The organism is Olivibacter sp. 47 (assembly GCF_030372825.1).
In the GTDB taxonomy this organism is placed as follows: Bacteria; Bacteroidota; Bacteroidia; order Sphingobacteriales; family Sphingobacteriaceae; genus Olivibacter; species Olivibacter oleidegradans.
Genome location: NZ_JAUCNR010000001.1, coordinates 4530981 through 4548365 on the forward strand (window position 1 = coordinate 4530981; position 17385 = coordinate 4548365).

At 40.7% G+C, this 17385-nt stretch carries 17 protein-coding genes and 1 tRNA gene; 14 read left to right on the plus strand and 4 right to left on the minus strand.

The window, feature by feature from the left end; translation table 11 throughout:
- Positions 1 to 114: 114 nt before the first annotated feature.
- Genes QT327_RS19780 through QT327_RS19795 form a run of 4 tightly spaced genes read left to right on the plus strand, consistent with a single transcriptional unit; the run spans position 115 to position 2903 of the window.
- Positions 115 to 723: a sensor histidine kinase gene (locus QT327_RS19780; RefSeq protein WP_289553803.1), complete on the plus strand. Its 609-nt coding sequence runs from the start codon at positions 115 to 117 to the stop codon at positions 721 to 723.
- On the plus strand, positions 711 to 1487 hold the full coding sequence (locus QT327_RS19785) for a sensor histidine kinase (RefSeq protein ID WP_289553804.1): 777 nt from the start codon (positions 711 to 713) through the stop codon (positions 1485 to 1487). Before QT327_RS19780 ends, QT327_RS19785 begins: the two co-directional genes overlap by 13 nt.
- Complete coding sequence (locus tag QT327_RS19790; protein ID WP_013665535.1) at positions 1484 to 1867, plus strand: response regulator; 384 nt, start codon at positions 1484 to 1486, stop codon at positions 1865 to 1867. Before QT327_RS19785 ends, QT327_RS19790 begins: the two co-directional genes overlap by 4 nt.
- Positions 1860 to 2903, plus strand: coding sequence for an adenylate/guanylate cyclase domain-containing protein (locus QT327_RS19795; RefSeq protein WP_130856398.1), 1044 nt, complete (start codon positions 1860 to 1862; stop codon positions 2901 to 2903). Before QT327_RS19790 ends, QT327_RS19795 begins: the two co-directional genes overlap by 8 nt.
- 7 nt (positions 2904 to 2910) lie before the next feature.
- On the opposite strand, the gene QT327_RS19800 is transcribed toward QT327_RS19795, so the two are convergent.
- Positions 2911 to 3780, minus strand: coding sequence for a YitT family protein (locus QT327_RS19800; RefSeq protein ID WP_013665537.1), 870 nt, complete (start codon positions 3778 to 3780; stop codon positions 2911 to 2913).
- A gap of 4 nt (positions 3781 to 3784) precedes the next feature.
- The gene (locus QT327_RS19805; protein WP_130856399.1) at positions 3785 to 4366 is read right to left on the minus strand and encodes an HD domain-containing protein; all 582 of its coding nucleotides are present in this window, start codon (positions 4364 to 4366) and stop codon (positions 3785 to 3787) included.
- A 421-nt stretch (positions 4367 to 4787) separates the two neighbouring features.
- On the opposite strand from QT327_RS19805, the gene QT327_RS19810 reads away from it, so the two are divergent.
- The 7 genes from QT327_RS19810 to QT327_RS19840 all read left to right on the plus strand — a co-directional run bounded on the left by QT327_RS19810 (position 4788) and on the right by QT327_RS19840 (position 13830).
- Positions 4788 to 5435, plus strand: a complete 648-nt coding sequence (locus tag QT327_RS19810) for a DUF6266 family protein (RefSeq protein WP_013665539.1) — start codon at positions 4788 to 4790, stop codon at positions 5433 to 5435.
- A gap of 72 nt (positions 5436 to 5507) precedes the next feature.
- Positions 5508 to 6119 carry a DUF6266 family protein gene (locus QT327_RS19815; RefSeq protein ID WP_130856400.1) on the plus strand — a complete coding sequence of 204 codons (612 nt, stop codon included), beginning with the start codon at positions 5508 to 5510 and terminating at the stop codon, positions 6117 to 6119.
- Between the two features lie 74 nt (positions 6120 to 6193).
- Positions 6194 to 6796, plus strand: a complete 603-nt coding sequence (locus tag QT327_RS19820; RefSeq protein ID WP_130856401.1) for an RNA polymerase sigma factor — start codon at positions 6194 to 6196, stop codon at positions 6794 to 6796.
- Positions 6797 to 6951: 155 nt separating this feature from the next.
- Entirely contained in the window at positions 6952 to 8010 is a 1059-nt protein-coding gene (locus QT327_RS19825; protein ID WP_130856402.1) for a FecR family protein, read from the plus strand.
- 90 nt (positions 8011 to 8100) lie between these two features.
- Complete coding sequence (locus QT327_RS19830; RefSeq protein WP_130856403.1) at positions 8101 to 11235, plus strand: SusC/RagA family TonB-linked outer membrane protein; 3135 nt, start codon at positions 8101 to 8103, stop codon at positions 11233 to 11235.
- Positions 11236 to 11268: 33 nt separating this feature from the next.
- Complete coding sequence (locus QT327_RS19835) at positions 11269 to 12744, plus strand: RagB/SusD family nutrient uptake outer membrane protein (protein ID WP_289553807.1); 1476 nt, start codon at positions 11269 to 11271, stop codon at positions 12742 to 12744.
- Between the two features lie 39 nt (positions 12745 to 12783).
- Complete coding sequence (locus QT327_RS19840; protein WP_289553808.1) at positions 12784 to 13830, plus strand: DUF6528 family protein; 1047 nt, start codon at positions 12784 to 12786, stop codon at positions 13828 to 13830.
- A 114-nt stretch (positions 13831 to 13944) separates the two neighbouring features.
- On the opposite strand, the gene QT327_RS19845 is transcribed toward QT327_RS19840, so the two are convergent.
- Positions 13945 to 14018 (minus strand) — tRNA-Ile (locus QT327_RS19845).
- Positions 14019 to 14081: 63 nt separating this feature from the next.
- On the opposite strand from QT327_RS19845, the gene QT327_RS19850 reads away from it, so the two are divergent.
- The gene (locus QT327_RS19850; RefSeq protein WP_013665549.1) at positions 14082 to 14714 is read left to right on the plus strand and encodes an HAD family hydrolase; all 633 of its coding nucleotides are present in this window, start codon (positions 14082 to 14084) and stop codon (positions 14712 to 14714) included.
- 23 nt (positions 14715 to 14737) lie between these two features.
- Here the strand turns inward: QT327_RS19850 and QT327_RS19855 are convergent, their stop codons facing one another.
- Positions 14738 to 15943 carry a proline dehydrogenase family protein gene (locus tag QT327_RS19855; protein ID WP_130856406.1) on the minus strand — a complete coding sequence of 402 codons (1206 nt, stop codon included), beginning with the start codon at positions 15941 to 15943 and terminating at the stop codon, positions 14738 to 14740.
- 91 nt (positions 15944 to 16034) lie between these two features.
- On the opposite strand from QT327_RS19855, the gene QT327_RS19860 reads away from it, so the two are divergent.
- Both QT327_RS19860 and aroB read left to right on the plus strand, forming a co-directional pair.
- Entirely contained in the window at positions 16035 to 16241 is a 207-nt protein-coding gene (locus tag QT327_RS19860) for an RNA-binding S4 domain-containing protein (RefSeq protein ID WP_013665551.1), read from the plus strand.
- A 65-nt stretch (positions 16242 to 16306) separates the two neighbouring features.
- Positions 16307 to 17374: a 3-dehydroquinate synthase gene (aroB, locus tag QT327_RS19865; RefSeq protein ID WP_149105317.1), complete on the plus strand. Its 1068-nt coding sequence runs from the start codon at positions 16307 to 16309 to the stop codon at positions 17372 to 17374.
- Positions 17375 to 17385: the final 11 nt, after the last annotated feature.

The window sequence follows — 17385 nt, forward strand, 5'->3', positions numbered from 1 at the left end:
AAGTTTAGCCTTCCATCGAATTGTTGTTGTAGGTGCAGGTGATTTTATCTATGTTTGAGCAAAAAGTTATAGTTTTTTTAATAGCTACTTATTGGCAAGCTAAACCTTTGTTTTATGACACTAGAGCCCATATTTGCACTTCTCCTGATTAGTTTCCTTAAAAAGAAGGTCAACTATCAAAAGGTAGATTACGATTTGGCTAAATATCTTCAGTTTGGCTTTTATGTGAGTATCGCATTGATCATCCTTGACGTTGTTTCAAGCACTTATTTGGTTACCTTGCTTGTACAGGTCTTCCTATTTGCTCTATTGTACCTTGTTTACCGGAGACAGGAATTACAGGCGGGAAGGCACATGATTTTTTCGATATTGCCTTATGCTATCCTTTCATTTATCAGCTCTTTTGTCCAGGAGTTTTTTCCATCATTTTACAAAAAAACGGATGATTTTTTCGAGAGTGCCGTGTTGTTTGGCGTTCTTTGGTACGGAGGCATGTGGCTCGTGAACAGAAATCAACGGAAAGCTTTAGAGAGGGAACGAGCTAGACGCGAAGCGGAAGAGGCGCAACATCGGATTATGGCGCAGCTGAAAGTCGATTTAGAACACGAAGTAGCACAACGCACGGCCGAGCTGGTTAAACAAAAAGAAGAGTTGCAAGTGACGCTCGACGAATTAAGAAATACCCAAGCCCAACTTATTCAATCGGAAAAATGGCCTCTCTAGGAGAGCTCACGGCCGGTATTGCCCATGAGATACAGAATCCCCTGAATTTTGTGAACAATTTTTCGGAAGTGAGTATCGAGCTATTGGACGAATTGAAAGGAGGGCCTCTGAAGGCACTGGAAGGAGCTCGACAAGAGGAGGCAGAAGAAATTATAGCAGACCTAACGCAGAACTTAGACAAGATTAATTTTCATGGTAAAAGGGCTGACGGTATCGTCAAAAGTATGCTCCAACATTCTCGTAGCAGCAGTGGAAAAAAAGAAATGACCGATATTAATGCACTAGCGGATGAATATGTTAGATTGAGTTATCACGGCTTGAGAGCCAAGGATAAATCGTTCAATGCCACTATCGATACCCAATTTGACACCGCCTTGCCTTCCATTGAAGTGGTACCGCAGGATCTCGGCCGTGTGCTGCTTAATCTTTTCAATAATGCTTTTTATTCTGTCAACGAGAAGAGAAAACACATAGGTGGGAGTTTTATGCCAAGAGTAACCGTTATTACCGAACATATAGTTGATGATGCTCAAGAAGCATCGATTAAGATTACGGTGGCCGATAATGGCCTAGGCATACCAAGTGCCGTCTTAGAAAAAATATATCAGCCCTTCTTCACGACCAAGCCAACTGGTCAAGGCACCGGTTTGGGATTATCTATGAGCTATGATATTATTACAAAAATGCACGGAGGAGAGTTAAAAGTGGAAACAATAGAAGGAGAATACGCAAAATTTATTATTATCATACCCGACAAGCAATGAAAGTATTAGTTGTTGACGACGAGATCGATATACAGCCCTTATTCCGACAGCGATTTCGTAAGGAAATCAAAACGGGATCCATCATTTTTGAGTTCGCATTGTCTGGAGAAGAAGCTGTTCAGTATCTTCTTCACGATGGTTCCGAAGTTGTTCTTATCCTGTCCGACGTCAATATGCCAGGTATGAGTGGGTTGGACTTGTTATCGCATATCAGGCAGAAACACGGAGGGACACCACCTTTTGTGATGATGATTACGGCCTATGGAGACGAAGAAAACTATCGGCAATCGATGCAATTAGGTGCTGATGACTTTTTGACGAAACCACTTGATTTTAACTTGTTAAGGGAAAAATTAAAAAATTTAGAAGAGCATGGCTAAGATATTAGTTGTAGACGACGAGGCAGATCTCGAACTTTTGATCAGGCAAAAATTTAGAAAGAAAATCCGAGAGCAAATCTATTCATTTGTTTTTGCCAAGGATGGCTTGGAGGCGCTCCAATTGTTAAAAGAAGAAGAAGATATTGATATTATTTTGAGTGATATCAATATGCCTGGTATGGATGGATTGACCTTGCTTACTAAACTCCCGGAGGCCAATCCCGTAATCAAAGCCGTGATGGTTTCGGCCTATGGAGATATGGAAAATATCCGTACGGCAATGAATCGAGGTGCGTTTGATTTTGTCTGCAAACCGGTGAATTTTGATGATCTGGATGTAACAATAGAAAAAACACTGGGACATGTGGAACAGATCAAAAGCACATTAAAGGCCATTAAAGAGAATAATATCCTAAAGATGTATGTGGATGAGAATGTGCTCAATTTTATGACGCATCAGGAATTTGAAAAAAGCTTATTGATCAATGAGACCATTGAGGCAACAGTTGTGTTTATTGATATTTGTGGTTTTACGGCCATTACGGAAACTGTCGCCGCTGATGATGTCGTAAAACTGATTAACGACCTGTTCGATGTAATCGTGAAAGAAATTATCAGTTACAATGGACACATCGATAAATTTATGGGCGATGCGGTGATGGCTGTCTTTAAAGGGGAGTATCACTTGGACCGGGCAATTGATGCGGCGCTGGCAACGAAAGAAAAGATTGCAGCTATTGAGGCGATTCGATCCGGCGATCACACCTTTAAGCCCGACGTCTCTATAGGCATCAATACCGGCGAGGTAATTTCCGGTAATATTGGATCAGCTTCACTGAAACGCTTAGATTATACCGTTATAGGTGATGCCGTTAACTTAGCCCAACGCTTACAGTCCATAGCCAAAGCCGGTCAAATCGTTGTTGCTGAACATGTTTATGAACAGGCCAAGCAATCGTTCGGCTTTTCATCGCTTGGAACCGTAAACTTGAAAAACAAAGCGAATCCTGTCAATATTTATGAAGTGACTGCATAGTAAGGGATTAATGTTCCCTTGCTCTTCTCTTCAATATACCGCCCGCTGCTTCCTTAATGGTATTCGTATATACGAAGGCTTGCGGATCAACTTGATGTACCATATTCTTGAGCCTTCGTACTTCAAATCGAGTTACCACCGTAAAAACAATATCAACGGGGTGGCTCACATCAAAACTTTCTTTTAAGAAGCCGCGCTCACCTTTATAGACCGTAATGCCTTTTCCCATGTCTTTTACTAACCTTTCCTTAATCAGTTCGCTATGGGCTGATATAATATTAACCGCTGTATATTCTTCGAGCCCTTCAATTACGAAAGTAATAGCCCTTGATGCGGTATAATAAGTCAGAATGGAATAGAGTGCAGTCGGAAGTCCCAAATGAACCGCTGCAATCAAGAAAATAATAATGTTGATACCTAAAATAATCTCACTGATGGTAAAGCTGCTCCGTTTAAGGGTATAAAGGGCGAGCACCTCAATACCGTCCAAAGCGCAACCGCCTCGCATGGATAAACCGACGCCAATTCCCATAAAAACACCTCCAAAAATAGAAACCAGTAGTTTATCGGATGTGATAATCGGGTAAGGAACATATAGCAAACATATACCTAACAATATAACGCAGGCCAATGTTTTTAAAGCGAATTTCTTGCTTACCTGGAAGGCGCCCATTATAATGAGGGGTAGGTTGGCGAGTACGATGACATAAGCGATGTTAACATGGTAGATTTCGTGTATTAATAAAGATATTCCGGTGATACCACCATCAAAAAACTGATTAGGGACCAAAAAACCTTTTAAGGCAAAACCACAGAATAAAATACCCGTAACTACATAAATAATGTCACGGGCGATCGCCGTCGATTTTGAGTTCATATTGCTAAGATTCCGAATTTGTCTTTAATTTGGTTAAATTTTCTTCTTTTAATTTATTACGTAATGCTTTTGCGGTATTGCTAAAATATCGATGATTTGAGAGAAACTCCAATTGTAGCTGCATATACTCCTGATGAGAAGATACGGTGCCAAGCGCTAACATTTCACGATAGAGTTTTTCGCTTATCTCAAAAAAATCTGCTCGCCCCAAATAATCTAAATCTGCATCGCAGATAATTTCTTCCAGGTGATTTTTTGGTTGCTGTGGCACTTTCGTCGCCATGATTAAGTCGCTAATTTGGCTGATATCCTGCTCGCTATAGGAATAATGAGGGAGATACCTGCGCGCCATATGGCATGAGTGTAGTTCGTGATTTTTAGTAGATATTAAGAAACCCGTATCATGAAAAAGTGCCGCAGTCGATAACAGCTGTAATTCATTCTCGGTAATATGTTCCTGTGAGCCGATTTCTTTTACGGCATGCATAACATCTTGCGTATGGTCCACATTGTGATAGCTAAAAGAGGCAGTAAGCTCGTGCCTTAACTTATCTAAAATGAATGTAGTAACCCGTTCAAGTTGCATTTCTATTGTTATAGAAGGCTAAGATATTAAAATTTCTTAAATGGTGAGGAAATGCTCGTAAGATCGTGAAGCTCCTAGTTAGCGCCGGATTTGCTTTTTAAAGAGCTGATTGGGCTTGAAATGAGTGGCAGAAAGCTTCTTGCTATCCTATTAAAAAAACATAACAAAAAAGGAATAAAAAATTATAAAGACAATAGTTAAATATCCAATTTCATAGTTTTTTAATAGTTTTGTTATCGTAAAATGATCGTAAAATATACGATGAATTTACGATAACGAAACGATAACTTTACGATAAATCTGCACTTTTTATATATTTCTTTTTCTATTCAAACTTATTTTTTTCTACTTTTATTGTAAACGATAGGTATAAGTCCTATCAACAGAGAGAAAAGCGTTATTTAGCATTTAAATCTAAATTATGGGAACTTACAACAAAGGCATAAATGGACCTTTTAGTGGTAAAACAGGTAGCATTATTGGCAGTCGTTGGCGAGGTGTAAATTATATTAAAGGCTTTTCGCGGACTTACAAGAATAAAGGTAAACCAAGTGAAGAGCAAGTTTTGCATTATAAAAAATTCAAATTACTAAATGAGTTTTTTATTCCTATAAAAAAAGTGGTGGAGGTGGGTTTCGGAAATTACTTACGCAAAGCTACTGCGCGTAATATTGCTTTTCAGCAGAATTTTGATCATGCTTTTTCACTTGACGAAAATAACGAGCCGCATTTAAACTATAGTTTGATTCAATTCAGCAAGGGAACTTTATTTACCGCGGGGGCTGAAAAATTGGAGATAGTGAAGCCTGGGCAGATAAAAGTAACCTGGAATCCGAAAACCTATGGATTGGGTGGTTCCTTAGATGATCAGGTTCATATTTTATGTTATACAGCGAGTAGTGACCTATTTGATTCACCAGACACCACGCCTTTGCGCTATCAAGCGGAAGCTACGGTTAGATACGAGGCATTAGAAGGCGAGTGTATTCATGTATGGTTATTTCTTAGCGATAGCCAAAAAAAACGAGTATCTCCTACCAAATATCTTTCTATAACCAACAACCAATAACCAACAACCAACAACCAATAACTAATAACCAACAACCAATAACCAACAACCAATAACCAATAATATTAGCTTATGGAATTTTTCTTTGATGCAAATATACCGAAAAAGGAAAAAGAACCTTATGGAAAGCTTGCCAGCCAACAGCGCATGAGATTGGCAATGGCCTTTTTGAACCCTTTACGGCCTGTTATCAACGAGGGTTGGAGCCAATATGGCAATGGTAAAAAGAGTAAAGCCTTTGGGCAAGCATTAAAAAAAGTAATACAGGAGGCGGTTGCAGGCACCTATCCTGATCAAATGATTGTTCCTGAAAGGGTAATGATCAGCATGGGAGCTTTACCCCCGCCTGCCATAGCCGATGTGGTGCGATCGCCCGGTATATTGGAAGTCTTTTTTACGAACGAACCACATCCAATGGCAAGAGATAGCGATGAACTGGTATTAATTGTAATCAGTCCCGAGCTCGGCATAGGCGCCAAGAGTGATCAGGTTTGGTATCGTAAAGACGGACGTATCGAAGTAGAACTTCCACCACAATTTGAAGAAGGCTCTTTTCATGCTTATACCTACTGTCATAACCGAAAAAAAACCAGCTATTCAAAAAGTTATTATTTAGGTTATTTTGAGGCGCTTCTTGATCAAAAGAGGGGCGACGGAAATATTCATGCTCAGATAAAACATTAAGATTTATTCATGATTTATTAATAAAGGGACTTTAGTTTTGATGATTGGAAATATTCTGTTGGTAATTCAACGCTATGACGACCTCCTTTTCAACTGTGCTTGCCGAGAAAAAGCTTATAGATCAAATGAAAGCCGGTGATCCGGTAGCTTTCGGAAAAATTTATGATCATTACAGCCAGGCGATTTATGGTAAATTGCTGAAATTTGTGAAGATCAGTGCTGTTGCCGATGAAATGCTTCAGGACGTCTTCTTAAAAGTTTGGGAAAATCGCCATACATTGGATTCAAATTATTCGCTTAAGCCTTGGTTGTATAGGGTTACTGAAAACGAAATTTATAAGTTCTATCGAAAGGTGGCATTGGATGTCAAACTACAAACGCATATTCTACAGACCTTTGATGAACTTTACACCCATACTGAAGAGGACTATTACCTCAAAGAAAGCCGCAAACTATTACAGGATGCAATGACCGATATGCCACCACGTTGTCGCGAGGTTTTTGAGTTATGCCGTTTGCAAGGAAAAAGCTATGAAGAAGCGGCATTACAATTAGATATATCGATATCAACCGTTAGCAATCATCTTGTTCGCGCAACCGCTATCGTTCGAAAAACCCTATTTCAGTCCACCGACATGGCAATGATCGTTGTAACCGCCTATATGGTTTATCGCTAGGTGATAAATTTAAGAAGCTTCATCCCTAACTTTTTCCTCCATGAAAAATCGAAATAAGACGATTGCATTTCGTTAAATCAGGAAAAAATAAAAAAAATCAAAAGTGATTAGTGTGTTTTTCCTGCTCGCGCATATTGGTAATAAAAGAGCAAAAAGTGGATAAACAGCGACGCCCTATTACCTCCTTACTTAAAAAGTATATTGAAAATGCATGTACGCCGGAGGAACTACATGCTCTCTTCGCGTACTTTGGCACCGCTGACGAAGGAGAATTACGTTTACAGATCCGGGAATTGATCGATCAGGAGGATGTGACTATGAAGAGAGAGCAAGACCACCTTCAAACGATCAAATACCGATTGATGGAACAGATTACCGCGAAAACACCTAAAAACAGAAGTTACTATTCTTTCCGTTACATAAAGTATGCTGCTGCTATATTTCTGTTCGCACTTATAGCAAGAGCGCTGGTTGGACACTTTTCAAAAGCCCCTGAAAAAAAGGAAACGTTGTTAACCGAAAATAAGCACCGGTCAAAGATTTTTCAACAACAGAATTTTTCAAAGGATGTGCGTGAGCTTAGACTCGTGGACGGATCGAAAGTAACGCTATACCCGCAAAGCGTTTTTCTGTATAACGAAGATTTTGGCAAAGACAATCGGAACATTGAGCTGGTGAAGGGGCATGCCCGCTTTGAGGTGGAGCCAAACCCAGGAATTCCGTTTATTGTGAAAAGTAAAAGTTTAATCACGAAGGTGCTGGGGACCGTATTTGATGTTAACCTAGCGCGCAAAAACGCTGCTGATGTTAAACTTCTCAAAGGTAAGGTAGTCGTTTATAGTGGCAAAGATTTCAAGAAAGAGACGTATTTAATACCTGGGAAAAAACTCAGTTTAAACTTGGAAACAGGTTTAGTGGAGGTTACTGCAATTAAACGGACACAATCACTTAAGAAAATACCATCTTTAAAAACCGAAGAATCGGCTGTTTCTCTTTCATTTCGAAATACCTCGATTTCAGAAACATTCAGAACCTTAGAAAAATACTATAAGGTATCAATTGATTATAAGGATCGGGATGTCAAGAATCTGTATTTTACCGGTAACCTCGACGAAGATATGCCACTGTTAACTACACTTTCTATTATCTGTAATATGAATAATCTATTATTTGATCAACGTGGGGATACTATCCTGATTCATAGAAAACAATAAATAATCAAAATATAAACAGCGATGAACTGCAAAAATTGCGGTATGGCTTCTTATTGTGTAAAAAATTAAAATAAGATAAACAGACAATTTATGAAGAAACAAACTTTTGAGTGTTGCTTTTGGCTACTGTTGCTGCTCGTGTTGGCAAAACCGGGATTTGCGCAGCAACAAGCAAGTATTAAAGGGGTAGTTGTTGATACTGCCGGTAGACAGTTGGAAGGGGTAACGGTAACTGTTCAATTGAGGGAAAATCAGCCTGTAAAAACCACAATTACAGACAAACAGGGGCTATTTCAAGTTAACGGCTTACAAAATAGTGCTACCTATAGACTTAATTTTCGGCTGGTGGGGTATAGGCCATATAGCGAAGAGGTGCTTACCAATCAGGGGTCTATCAGCTCCATATATATCAAATTAAAGCCTCAGGAGACCATGTTGGATGAAGTGGTGCTAATTGGGTATGGTACAAGCAAGAGAAAGGACCTTACCGGTTCGGTAAGTACCATCTCAACGGAAAAGTTAGCAGATTTACCTGCAACCAGAATTGATCAGATGTTGCAGGGGCGCGCAGCAGGCGTATATATTAAATCAACAAACGGCGCCCCAGGAAGTCCTACCACCATCCGTGTCAGAGGCTCCAGATCCATAAGTGCGACCAACGAACCCATTTATGTCATTGATGGTATTGTTGATCCAAGTGGAACAAACCTGAACTCAATTAACCCCGCCGATATCGAAAGCATTGATATCCTTAAAGATGCTTCTACAACAGCTATTTACGGCTCCCGAGCCGCCAATGGGGTAGTGCTGGTTACGACTAAAAAAGGGAAGGTGGGTAGAAATGATTTTCGTTTTTCTACGAATCAGGGGGTATCGCAACTAGCAAAGCGGCCGGAAATGATGAATGCGAGAGAGTTTGCTGAGTTTATAAACGAAGCCCGTATATTCGGGAAGCAGCCGGCGCTATATCCGAATGTAGATTCAGTCATCAATATAGTCGGCGAAGAAGGTACAAATTGGATAGATGCGGTAACTCGTGACGCTCCGTTTTCAAGTTATGACTTATCAGCGTCGGGAGGAGCAGGAGGGGATCATGGTTATACTTATTATTTGTCCGGTAATGTATTAAACCAGCAGGGTATTATTGAGAATACCGATTTTAAGCGTTATCAGGGGCGTCTTAACTTTACGAAGAACCTCTCGTCCAAGGTTAATCTTGGCGTTAATCTTAATATCAGCCGCGAAAACAAGAAGCTTAGTAGCATGAATTTAGGATCGAATACGGGCTGGTCATCCTCTTATGTTTTTTTAGCACCTACTATACCTATCTATAAAGCGGACGGAAGCTATGAGACATTCAATCCTATCTGGTATACAGGAGGACATATTGATAATCCGGTAGCGATTGTGAATAAGATCACCAATAAGCAGCTCGCTAACAACGTTATTGGAAACTTTTACCTTCAGTACGAACCGATTCCGGGGTTAAAGCTAAGGTCTTCCTTGGGTATCAATTTTATCAATCAGCGTGCGGATTACTACAGTCCTTCGGATATGCCAAGCAAGATTTATAACAAGGTTATGTACGGCTCGGCCTCTTCTGATATCTACAATACCAGTAGCTTAATTAATGAAAACACAGCGAATTATACGAAAAGCTTCGGAGAGCATCACTTCGATTTTCTTCTTGGAACGAGCTACCAGACCAGGGATATCGACCGCTTATATGCTTCGGGTTCGCGACTTACGAATGATATTACGCAATACAATAACCTAGGGATTACAGAACAGGAGAATCGGGGCATCGCTTCCAACCTGGATGAAAATACGATTGCCTCTTTCTTGGGACGCATTAATTACGATTACAAAAATCGTTACTATTTTACCTTTACAGGTCGTAGAGACGGCGCCTCCAATTTTGCCGCAGGAAAGAAGTGGGGCTTTTTCCCATCAGGTGCTGTCAAATGGAGAATCTCTAATGAATCCTTCTTTGAGCATGCTAAGATCCGTAGCGCGATATCCGATCTTTCCCTCCGGGTCAGCTACGGTTTATCGGGAAATCAGGGTATTGCCAACTACCAGTCTTTGGCTTCATTATCGGCAAACAGTAATGCGTATATTTTCGGAGGTACGCAGGCGTTGGGTTATACGCAGGGAAACATTGGCAATGACGGGTTGACATGGGAGACCACCTCTCAATTGGACGCTGGACTTGATGTTGAATTCCTTAATGGAAGAGCGAGCTTTACGGCCGACTATTATCGGATGGTGAGCAAAGATTTGTTACTGACCGTTCAGATTCCATCACAAACCGGGTACGGATCACGTATTGTTAATCTCGGAAAATCATTAAATGAGGGTTTTGATTTTTCACTAAGTGGCGATGTGATCCGAAATCGTAATTTCACATGGAACGCACTCATCAACCTCTCAACAAACCGACAGGAAGTAACCGATATCGGTCCGCTCAGCAGAGTTTCTTTAGATGCCGGCATCGGTTACGGCGTACTTACGAGTTATTTAGAAAAAGGTGTACCCATCGGTGCTAATTATGGTGTTGAATATGCAGGAACCTGGAAAAGTCAGGAAGAAATAGATGCCGAATTGAGCAAGCCTGCCGGCGAGAGAACCCTGGTCTCAACGGCCAATCTTTATAGACCTGGAGGACCACGATATGTTGATTACAACCAGGATGGGGCACTAAACGCGATGGACTACCATTACCTTGCGCCGGCAAATCCTAAATTGTTTGGTGGATTTGGAAGTACATTTACTTACAAACGGGCTATGCTTGATTTCTTTTTTCAGTTTAGTCAAGGCCATAAAATGTTCAATGCCATGGAATTTTTCGCAGGGATGGGTTCTTCTTTAACGAACCAGTACAAGTATATGGTTGACCGTTGGTCGCCAAATAATCCAACTTCGGATATTCCGGCAGTGGAATCACGTGATAACATACCGGGCGACCGATTATTGCATGATGCTTCTATCCTTCGGCTTAAATCAGCTCAGCTCAGTTATAACCTAAAGGGTTTGTTGTTGAAACGGCTTGTTAAAGATATGAAGGTGTTTGTCAGTGGCACGAACCTGTTTCTGCTGACAAAGTATAATGGATTTGATCCCGAAGTAAATAGTGGCGGTAGTAGTTCAACAATCATTGCTACTGACAATGGGAACTATCCGAATAGTAGAACAATAACCCTCGGACTAAATATGACCTTTTAATCCAAATTGACAATGAAAACAAGAATAATAACAATGAAAATATATCTGTTTATGTTCCTGCTAACTGGGAGCATGCTGATTGGAGGATGCGAAAAAGCCTTGGACGAAGATGCGAAGACCTTCATTGCTCCGGATAAGTTTTTTACCAACGGCGAGCAATGTACACAAGCCGTCAACGGCGTCTATGGATCTTTAAACACGATTTATGGATCGCCGGAATTTTGGCGGATTGTAGATCTGGGTACCGATCTTTCTTATACGGAAGATGCAAACAATCTCGTCCCGCATGAATATACCTTCACTTCCGGAAATACAGGTACCGGTGGCGTTTGGAGCGCAGCCTATACGGCTATTAAGAACGCAAATATGGTAGTCAACCGCGTATCACAAGCTCCTATTGACGAACAATTAAAAGGACGGCTTGTTGGGGAAGCAAAATTTCTACGGGCCCTTTATTACTTCATACTATCTAATTTTTGGGGAGATGTTCCGCTATGGACGGACGAGCTGAATGTAGATGCGGTAAGTCAGCTTGCACGAACACCACTAGTTGAAGTTCGAGCTCAGATTATAAAAGACTTGAGCGAGGCTGCTGAGACACTTCCATTAAGTTATGGCACGAGTGATGTAGGTAGGGCAACTAAAGGAGCGGCCTTGACCCTTTTGGCTAAAGTATATCTTTATAACAAAGAGTGGACAAATGCGCAGCAAACCGCACTACAGGTTGTTCAAAGCGGCCAATATTCGCTGTTGCCAAATTATGCCGATGTTTTTGATGTGCATAATCGTTTTAAAAACAATGCGGAGTCCATTTTCGAAGTTCAATTTCTTCGTGATGCTGCCACTGCCACCAATATCAAAACACACCAGCAGGTATCCTATTATATGCCTGCGAGAGATCCGGGCAAAAGCACGTATGCAGGTGTAGACTTCGGGAACTATATTATCGATGGATGGAGCGTCTGCAGGCCAACGCTTAAATTAGCGAAGATGTTCGAACCGAACGATCAACGTAAGGATGTTGTGCTCGGCTATGGTTATAATGGGCAGACCTTTACCAAATGGCCGAGACCGGACCACCCCTGGTTCGGGCCTAAATTTTGGGATCTGGATGCCAATGCGCAAGCAAGTGGTAAGAACCTTTATATATTACGTTACGTAGATGTCTTATTGATTCTGGCAGAGGCTTATAATGAAGATGGAAATATAGCAGAAAGTACAAAATGGCTCAATGAAGTAAGGAAACGCGCTAAATTGAATGAGCTCGCAAACCCGTCACAGGAAAACCTACGTGAGGAGATCATGAAAGAACGTGCCATTGAATTTGCCGGTGAATTTCAACGAAGATGGGATTTAGTTAGATGGAATAAGCTGGTGGAGGCCGTTAAATCGGTTGCTGACGACAATCCGATCGGAGCGGCAAATATCAAACCGTTTCATAACTATTATCCGATTTCTGCGGAGGAGATTATAAAAAATCCAAATCTAACGCAAAATCCGGGTTACTAGGTTTTAACGATGAATAAGTTTATTAATCTACATAATTCAATGAAAAGATTATTTATTTTTTGCATGGTTTTTATTTTTGCCTGCTGCAAAGAAGATAAACAAGCTTTTTTACAGAAAAGCACCACCATGTCAGCTCAAGCTAAAGGAGTGACGGAAACGGTTACTGACGACTGGATATGGGCCGGTAATCAGGCTACTAATAAAATTGAAATCTATGATCCGGGGGTCGAAGACTGGAATAGCTCCACTGCGCTGAAATGGTCGTGGAAACCGGAGGCAGCTAAAGGCTATTCTCAATATGCGCTAGACAATTGGGGGCTGCCGACAGATTTCAAAGTCCGCACTGTTAACGTATGGGGAGGAAACCATTTAGTTGCTTCCTGTTCAAATGGTTTAGTTACGATTGCTTCTTATCCTGGGGGGATAAAGAAATGGGCTTATAATCTCGGATTTAATCCGCATGGTGTAGAATTGTTACCAAATGGAAACATCGCCGTTGCTGCTACAGATAAAGATTCGGTATTGCTTTTCGCCTCTTCAGTTGGAACGGACAATTTAGCCCATGCAGCCATTCGGCTTAATAAAGCGCATGCCGTCTTATATGATTCCGTGGAAAATATCCTATGGGCAACGGGGAATGACTTTGTAATGGCCCTGCAAGTTGGTGGAACGGATGCCGCTCCTACCTTGACGGAAATCCCTGAAAGACGGGGGCGTTTGAACACAACCAGCAGTGCTAATCCCTATGGACATGATCTATCCCGAGACCTAAATGATCCTAATATATTATGGGTGAGCACCAATGGGGGCGTTTATCGCTTTGATAAAACAACAAAAGCGTTTACGGACGCTCCTAATCTGCTTAACAAGACTTTTGTGAAAGGCATCAGCCGACAGCAGTCCGGTCTATTTGTACTTACACGTCCAGATTCGGAGAAGACAACTGAACTACCCGATCCTGTTACCAGTCCAACCTGGTGTACACGCTATGTGGATATTTATTCCAGCGATGGCTACTTTCAATATTATCGGACAAAGAACGGTGCAAAGTTTTACAAGGCGAAAATTTTTCGTACGCCCTATTGAAAAGGAACGTAAAGAATCACCGGAAAATAAAAAAGGTGTTTATCAGGATCAAATGAATAGTCTATCTCAGATGGATATAAGCAACAAACCCCTCGTAAAGAGGGGTTTGTTTTGTGCTCCCACCTGGGCTCGAACCAGGGACCAAAAGATTATGAGTCTTCTACTCTAACCAACTGAGCTATAGGAGCGGCAACCATTGCTGATTTGCGAGTGCAATTTTACATATTTGTAGGCACATTTTAAAATTAATTATGCAAAATATTGAAAATATTATCTTCGATTACGGCAATGTAATCTTCATGATCGACTTCGCTAAGGCGCATAAAGCCTTTACTGATTTGGGCGTCAAGGGAGTAGAAAAGGTGTTTGCGCATACCGAACAAAATGCTTTATTTGATGATTTTGATATGGGAAGAGTTTCTGCCGCGCAATTTAGAGATGGGATACGTGAAGTTACGGGAAAAGCTGACTTAACAGACCAACAAATTGATAATGCATGGAACTCCTTGTTAATCGGTGTACCTAAAGGCAGACACGAATTATTATGGCAACTAAAAGATCGATACAACACCTTTTTACTTAGTAATAACAATGAAATCCACTATCAATCCATTATGGAGTACCTGAAAAAAGAACATGCCTTGGAAGATAATAGCAGCTTTTTTATCAAAGATTATTACTCTCATTTATTAGGCATGAGAAAGCCAAATTCGAATATTTTTGAATTTGTTTTGCAGACACACCAGCTCGAGCCGGAAAAGACATTATTTATTGATGATAGCCCCCAGCATCTTGTTACAGCCAAAAAGCTGGGAATACAGACGGAATTATTGACCGCTCCTGATACCTTAGAACTCTTGGTTCAACGGCGAAAGCTTCTTTGAAAAATAGCCGATGGTCTCATCGGCTATTTTTTTCTGCGATTTTTTTCTTTTATGATAAGGCTCAGTTCTCGGCCTGTTTGTCCGGCAACAGAGGTATTCTCTTGCGCTCTTCTAAAGAGGTAGGGCATTACCGCTTTTACCGGCCCGTAAGGCATATACTTTGCCACATTGTATCCGGCAGCGGATAAATTAAAGCTAAGATTGTCACTCATGCCCAATAATTGGGCAAAATAGACTCGGCGATCACCTCTCGCTATTCCTCTTTTATCTAATTCCGTTGCTAGGAGGTAACTGCTGGCCTCGTTATGCGTGCCAGCCATAAAACCTATTCGATCAAGGTTGTCCAAACAAAAATGGATAGCCTCATTATAATCACGATCAGCGGCTTCTTTATTTGGTTGTATGGGGGATGGATAGCCCCTTTCTTCAGCTCGCTTTCGTTCAATTTCCATATAGGCGCCACGCACTAACTTAGCCCCAACATAAAAATTATCAGTTTGAGCTAAGTAGACATCTGCCTTTAAAGCAGCCAAAATATCGTGGCGGTAAAGCTGATAGGTGTTGTATACGATTGCTTTTTCCGTATTGTATTTTCGCATCATGTCTCTAGCCAAGTCATCAATGGTATCCTGTATCCATGAATGTTCGGCATCGACTAACACGGCAACGCCTGCTTGATGTGCAAATGCACATATTTTTTCCACCCGGTTTTTTACACGTGCAAATTCAGCCGCTTCTGTTTCCGTCAATGGTTCGCCTGCATTTACCTTCGCCAGCAAATCAAAGCGGCCCAGGCCCGTTACTTTAAAAACGGAAAACGGAATGTTTGTATCCTTTTTGGCGCGCTCGATCGTGCGAATGGTCTCAGCCAACACGTGATCAAAAGCTTGTTCACTTTCTTCACCCTCTACCGAATAGTCGAGGATGGTTCCAACGTGTTGAGAAGCCAATTGTTGAATGGTTTTTTCGCAGCCTTCAATTGTTTCTCCGCCACAGAAATGTTCAAATATCGTTTTCTTGATGAGACTTGTAATAGGTAGGCCGATATTAAGCGCAAAGTTCGTTACCGGAGGACCTACTTTAGTCAAAAAATTACTGGAAATAATTTTAAACAGCCAATAAGCTCTGTTTAATTCGGCATTGCTTTTACTGCGAAAAGCGATTTCAGTGTTGTCGAAAGTAAGATCACTCGCGGCAACAGATTGTGGTTCTTTTGATGGCGAAATCATGGAGCAAACTTAGAGAAAAAATCGATGGCTTAATAGCAGAAAATGTTATTTTCGTTTGCTTTCATCTAAGAATTTTATGTAGGTTTGGTTTATGATAAATTTTACGCTTGATAGTGAATATATCCATCTTATTCAATTGCTAAAGGCTGTCAATGTAGTGGAGAACGGTGGAGAAGCACAAGCTGTTGTAAGTGAGGGGCTCGTGAGCTGTAATGGCGTCACGGAGTTCAGGAAGCGCTATAAAGTTAGAAAGGGTGATGTCATTGAGTTTTTACAATATAAAATAGTGGTTGACTAGTTATCTGCCGTCAGAAATCGGATATCGGCTGATTTCTGAGAGCTGAAAGCTGAGAGCTAATAAGCATGATCAAAGAAATAAAAAGTAATACTTATTCCGTATATTTTGAGAGACAGTTCAACGCTTTGCGCGAATTTTTAAATAAAAACACTTATTCCAAAATTTTTATCTTAACCGATCGTAATACCAGCGAGCACTGCTTGCCCGTGTTTACATCATCGATGCCGGAATTAACGGCATACGATTTAATAGAAATTGATCCTGGAGAAGAGAATAAAAATATTGATTTCTGTATCGGTATCTGGAAAATGCTCTTGGATTTTGGTGCTGACAGAAAGAGCTTACTCATTAATCTGGGGGGAGGGGTTATAACGGATATCGGTGGTTTCGCTGCGTCGACCTTTAAACGAGGAATTGATTTTATTCAAATACCTACAACCTTATTATCGCAAGTCGATGCCTCGGTAGGGGGGAAGACCGGAATTGATATGGATGGGGTAAAAAATATTATCGGCACGTTCACACAGCCAAAAGCGGTACTTATTAATAGCGACTTCTTAGCTACTTTAGACGAACGGCAAATGGTTTCTGGCTTTGCTGAAATGATAAAACATGGGTTGATCTATGACCAGGGTTATTTTGGAGAGTTACAAAGAGTTGATTTAAAAGAATTGAATGAGGATTATATTTACCGTTCGGTTGTCATAAAAAATGATGTTGTTACAAAGGATCCAACGGAAAAAGGACTTCGAAAGATTTTAAATTTTGGGCATACAATTGGACATGCGGTTGAAAGTTATTCTTTAGCAAACGACTCTTTTCCTTTGCTTCATGGGGAAGCAATTGCAGTAGGCATGATCTGTGAAGCTTATTTGTCTCATCGTCATAACGGGTTGTCTCTGGAATCGTTGAACGAGATCCGAGGCTATATCATGCATCTGTTCCCAAGCTATTCATTTGGCGAAGCAATATATGAGTTTTTATATACTTATATGCTGAATGATAAAAAGAACACCGGTGATAAAATTGGTTTTGCGCTTCTAAATAAAATAGGAAGTTGCGATTTTGACCTATATATTCAAAAAGAACAAATTTTTGAAAGCTTGGATTATTATCGTTCATTATTGAATTAAAAAGTCAAAAC